This is a genomic window from Pedococcus sp. NPDC057267 (assembly GCF_042668795.1).
Classification (GTDB): domain Bacteria; phylum Actinomycetota; class Actinomycetes; order Actinomycetales; family Dermatophilaceae; genus Pedococcus.
This window is the reverse complement of sequence record NZ_JBHUYG010000161.1, coordinates 1-5,388: the sequence shown is the minus strand read 5'-3', so window position 1 is coordinate 5,388 and position 5,388 is coordinate 1. Positions and strand designations below refer to the sequence as shown.

Here is a 5,388-nt window from a genome sequence, read left to right as displayed (position 1 = left end):
GACAAAGTATGTTCGGCTGCGTCCTACTCTCCCACACCGTCACCAGTGCAGTACCATCGGCGCTGAAGGGCTTAGCTTCCGGGTTCGGAATGGGACCGGGCGTTTCCCCTTCGCTATGACAGCCGAAACTCTATGGAGATCATCTATCGGTTGAACAGTGTTCCCGACCGTGTCTCGGGAACCACACAGTGGACGCGTAACATCTTTGTTGAGTCAAGTTATCGGCTTATTAGTACCAGTCAGCTACACACATTACTGTGCTTCCACGTCTGGCCTATCAACCCAGTAGTCTAGCTGGGAGCCTCTCGCACACAAGGTGCATGGAAACCTCATCTTGAAGCGTGCTTCCCGCTTAGATGCTTTCAGCGGTTATCACTTCCGAACGTAGCTAATCAGCCGTGCTCTTGGCAGAACAACTGACACACCAGAGGTTCGTCCATCCCGGTCCTCTCGTACTAGGGATAGCCCTTCTCAAGTTTCCTACGCGCACAGCGGATAGGGACCGAACTGTCTCACGACGTTCTAAACCCAGCTCGCGTACCGCTTTAATGGGCGAACAGCCCAACCCTTGGGACCTACTCCAGCCCCAGGATGCGACGAGCCGACATCGAGGTGCCAAACCATGCCGTCGATATGGACTCTTGGGCAAGATCAGCCTGTTATCCCCGGGGTACCTTTTATCCGTTGAGCGACGGCGCTTCCACAAGCCACCGCCGGATCACTAGTCCCGACTTTCGTCCCTGCTCGACATGCCTGTCTCACAGTCAAGCTCCCTTGTGCACTTACACTCAAAACCTGATTGCCAACCAGGCTGAGGGAACCTTTGGGCGCCTCCGTTACCTTTTAGGAGGCAACCGCCCCAGTTAAACTACCCACCAGGCACTGTCCCTGATCCGGATCACGGACCGAGGTTAGATATCCAGAACGACCAGAGTGGTATTTCAACGTTGACTCCACCGACACTGGCGTGCCGGCTTCACAGTCTCCCACCTATCCTACACAAGCCGTACCGAACACCAATACCAAGCTGTAGTAAAGGTCCCGGGGTCTTTCCGTCCTGCTGCGCGTAACGAGCATCTTTACTCGTAGTGCAATTTCGCCGAGTTCGTGGTTGAGACAGTGGAGAAGTCGTTACGCCATTCGTGCAGGTCGGAACTTACCCGACAAGGAATTTCGCTACCTTAGGATGGTTATAGTTACCACCGCCGTTTACTGGGGCTTAAATTCTGAGCTTCGCACCGAAGTACTAACCCGTCCTCTTAACCTTCCAGCACCGGGCAGGCGTCAGTCCGTATACATCGTCTTGCGACTTCGCACGGACCTGTGTTTTTAGTAAACAGTCGCTTCTCCCTGGTCTCTGCGGCCGTTCTCCCTAGGCAGCAAGTGCCTTCAGGATCTGGGCCCCCCTTCTCCCGAAGTTACGGGGGTATTTTGCCGAATTCCTTAACCACGATTCACTCGATCGCCTTGGTATTCTCTACCTAACCACCTGAGTCGGTTTGGGGTACGGGCGGCTCGAACCTCGCTAGAGGATTTTCTCGGCAGCATAGGATCACCCTGCTTCCCGCATACGCGGTCACTATCAGGTCTCAGGATACGTGCCAGACGGATTTGCCTATCTGACTCCCTACACCCTTGGACGTGGACAACCATCGCCACGCGGAGGCTACCTTCCTGCGTCTCCCCATCGCTTGACTACTACTAGATCGGGTCACGCGCTCCACCGGAACCCTTCACCCGAAGGTGTCAGAAACCGGCTTTGGGCGTTTAGCATCACTAGGTTCGTCATGGGCGGTTCTTCGCCGGTTCCGGAATATCAACCGGATGTCCATCGACTACGCCTGTCGGCCTCGCCTTAGGTCCCGACTTACCCAGGGCAGATTAGCTTGACCCTGGAACCCTTGGTTATTCGGCGGACGGGTTTCTCGCCCGTCATTCGCTACTCATGCCTGCATTCTCACTCGTGTGGCCTCCACGGCTGGATCACTCCGCCGCTTCCCTGGCCACACGACGCTCCCCTACCCATCAACACGCTTGGACCACCAACCCGCAGGTGTGGTGGCCGGGCAGATGTGTCAATGCCACAGCTTCGGTGGTGTGCTTGAGCCCCGCTACATTGTCGGCGCGGAATCACTTGACCAGTGAGCTATTACGCACTCTTTAAAGGGTGGCTGCTTCTAAGCCAACCTCCTGGTTGTCAATGCAACTCCACATCCTTTCCCACTTAGCACACGCTTAGGGACCTTAGCTGGTGGTCTGGGCTGTTTCCCTCTCGACTACGGAGCTTATCCCCCGCAGTCTCACTGCCACGCTCTCACTTACCGGCATTCGGAGTTTGGCTAACGTCAGTAACCTGGTGAGGCCCATCGGCTATCCAGTAGCTCTACCTCCGGTAAGAAACACGTGACGCTGCACCTAAATGCATTTCGGGGAGAACCAGCTATCACGGAGTTTGATTGGCCTTTCACCCCTACCCACAGCTCATCCCCTCAGTTTTCAACCTAAGTGGGTTCGGTCCTCCACGACGTCTTACCGTCGCTTCAACCTGGCCATGGGTAGATCACTCCGCTTCGGGTCTAGACCCAGCGACTAAAACGCCCTGTTCGGACTCGCTTTCGCTACGGCTTCCCCACACGGGTTAACCTCGCCACTGAGCACTAACTCGCAGGCTCATTCTTCAAAAGGCACGCCGTCACCCCACAAGGAGGCTCCGACGGATTGTAGGCACACGGTTTCAGGATCTATTTCACTCCCCTCCCGGGGTACTTTTCACCTTTCCCTCACGGTACTTGTCCGCTATCGGTCACCAGGGAATATTTAGGCTTAGCGGGTGGTCCCGCCAGATTCACACGGGATTTCTCGGGCCCCGTGCTACTTGGGATACTGCTGCAGGAGTTCACGCCATTTCGTCTACGGGGGTAGCACCCTCTGTGCCGGGCCTTTCAATGCCCTTCGACTATAACGCGAATTTTTGACTCCCTGCCGGCCTGTCAGAACCAGCTGAGCAGTCCCACGACCCCTTACCTGCAACGCCTGACAGCTATCACACAGATAAGGTTTAGCCTCTTCCGCTTTCGCTCGCCACTACTCACGGAATCGCGGTTGCTTTCTCTTCCTGTGGGTACTGAGATGTTTCACTTCCCCACGTTCCCTCTACTCACCCTATGTGTTCAGATGAGAGTGACTGGACTTGCCTCCAGCCGGGTTTCCCCATTCGGAAATCCTCGGATCACAGTCTGGTTATCGACTCCCCGAGGCTTATCGCAGATTCCTACGTCCTTCTTCGGTTCCTGGTGCCAAGGCATCCACCGTGTGCCCTTAAAAACTTGAGCCACAAAGATGCTCGCGTCCACTGTGTAGTTCTCAAGAAACGGGCGGCCCCCCATCGAACCCGGCGCCTACCAGCCAAGGAGGCCGGCGGTTCATCCGCGACAGGGGTCCAAGCCAGTCCAAGACCGGCCCGAAGGTCAAGCTCTCGCCCGAGCCTTCAGGACCCAACAACGTGCCAAGCGCCTCCCCCACCCCGCTTGCGTTCCACTGCCAGACCCACCAAAAGCGGGACCGGCTTGTACTAACAGCACGAGCTGGTGTCAGCGCCAACTAATCGATGTTCCACCCTTGAGCACCCCCCACCAGGCATTCGCTGGTGGCGAGGCCACTGCGCCCCGAACCCCCAAGGGCCGAGACGAGCTGCTCCTTAGAAAGGAGGTGATCCAGCCGCACCTTCCGGTACGGCTACCTTGTTACGACTTAGTCCCAATCGCCAGTCCCACCTTCGACAGCTCCCTCCCACAAGGGGTTGGGCCACCGGCTTCGGGTGTTACCGACTTTCGTGACTTGACGGGCGGTGTGTACAAGGCCCGGGAACGTATTCACCGCAGCGTTGCTGATCTGCGATTACTAGCGACTCCGACTTCATGGGGTCGAGTTGCAGACCCCAATCCGAACTGAGACCGGTTTTTTGGGATTCGCTCCACCTCGCGGTTTCGCAGCCCTTTGTACCGGCCATTGTAGCATGCGTGAAGCCCAAGACATAAGGGGCATGATGATTTGACGTCATCCCCACCTTCCTCCGAGTTGACCCCGGCAGTCTCCTATGAGTCCCCACCATCACGTGCTGGCAACATAGAACGAGGGTTGCGCTCGTTGCGGGACTTAACCCAACATCTCACGACACGAGCTGACGACAACCATGCACCACCTGTATGCGAGTGTCCAAAGAGAACGACATCTCTGCCGCGTTCTCGCATATGTCAAGCCTTGGTAAGGTTCTTCGCGTTGCATCGAATTAATCCGCATGCTCCGCCGCTTGTGCGGGCCCCCGTCAATTCCTTTGAGTTTTAGCCTTGCGGCCGTACTCCCCAGGCGGGGAACTTAATGCGTTAGCTGCGGCACGGATCTCGTGGAATGAGACCCACACCTAGTTCCCAACGTTTACGGCATGGACTACCAGGGTATCTAATCCTGTTCGCTCCCCATGCTTTCGCTTCTCAGCGTCAGTAGTGGCCCAGAGACCTGCCTTCGCCATCGGTGTTCCTCCTGATATCTGCGCATTTCACCGCTACACCAGGAATTCCAGTCTCCCCTACCACACTCTAGTCTGCCCGTACCCACTGCAAGTCCGGGGTTGAGCCCCGGATTTTCACAGCAGACGCGACAAACCGCCTACAAGCTCTTTACGCCCAATAATTCCGGACAACGCTCGCACCCTACGTATTACCGCGGCTGCTGGCACGTAGTTAGCCGGTGCTTCTTCTGCAGGTACCGTCACTTGCGCTTCTTCCCTGCTGAAAGAGGTTTACAACCCGAAGGCCGTCATCCCTCACGCGGCGTCGCTGCATCAGGCTTTCGCCCATTGTGCAATATTCCCCACTGCTGCCTCCCGTAGGAGTCTGGGCCGTGTCTCAGTCCCAGTGTGGCCGGTCGCCCTCTCAGGCCGGCTACCCGTCGTCGCCTTGGTGAGCCATTACCTCACCAACAAGCTGATAGGCCGCGAGTCCATCCCCAACCGAAAAAACTTTCCAAACCATACCCATGCAGGTTGATTTCATATCCGGTATTAGCCCCGGTTTCCCGGGGTTATTCCAGAGTCAGGGGCAGGTTACTCACGTGTTACTCACCCGTTCGCCACTGATCACCCAAGAGCAAGCTCTCGAGATCACCGTTCGACTTGCATGTGTTAAGCACGCCGCCAGCGTTCGTCCTGAGCCAGGATCAAACTCTCCATTGATGTTTGCCACCCACCACAACAAAATGCGGCAGGAAAAGCGAAACCCTAGAAGGGTCATTTCACTGACTGAGCAAGAACAACTAGCAAAATTGCCAGAAATTCATTGTCAACCAAAGGAAAATTCGTTCGAAGCAACCCACAACCAAACCATCAAAGCC

Annotated in this window: 3 rRNA genes; all 3 read right to left on the bottom strand. The window is 56.2% G+C overall.

Annotated features, from left to right (window positions below):
- Positions 1–10 precede the first annotated feature (10 nt).
- The 3 genes from rrf to ACFUC1_RS20155 all read right to left on the bottom strand — a co-directional run bounded on the left by rrf (position 11) and on the right by ACFUC1_RS20155 (position 5,230).
- Positions 11–127: ribosomal RNA gene (gene rrf / locus ACFUC1_RS20165) — 5S ribosomal RNA — on the bottom strand.
- Between the two features lie 82 nt (positions 128–209).
- Positions 210–3,332: ribosomal RNA gene (locus tag ACFUC1_RS20160) — 23S ribosomal RNA — on the bottom strand.
- A gap of 369 nt (positions 3,333–3,701) precedes the next feature.
- Positions 3,702–5,230, bottom strand: a 16S ribosomal RNA gene (locus ACFUC1_RS20155).
- Together the 16S, 23S and 5S rRNA genes form the textbook arrangement of a ribosomal RNA operon.
- Between the last annotated feature and the right edge of the window lie 158 nt (positions 5,231–5,388).